Annotated in this window: 1 rRNA gene; it reads right to left on the minus strand. The window is 56.6% G+C overall.

The annotated features are described in order from the left end of the window. Positions 1–249 (minus strand): 23S ribosomal RNA (locus KOM00_RS20530); the annotation flags it as partial.

Raw genomic sequence — 249 nt, forward strand, 5'->3', positions numbered from 1 at the left:
ACTGGTTCACTATCGGTCAGAGAGTAGTATTTAGCCTTGGGAGATGGTCCTCCCGGATTCCCACGAGGTTTCACGTGCCTCGAAGTACTCGGGGACACCCTAGGGTGAGTCATGGTTTCGGATAAGGGGCTATCACCCACTATGGCCGGCCTTTCCAGACCGTTCTCCTACCAATCATCAATCCCACGTCGGGGCCCCACAACCCCGGTACCATCGAAATGGTGCCGGTTTGGGCTGTTCCGCTTTCGC

This window comes from Geomonas diazotrophica (assembly GCF_018919385.1).
Lineage (GTDB): Bacteria > Desulfobacterota > Desulfuromonadia > Geobacterales > Geobacteraceae > Geomonas > Geomonas diazotrophica.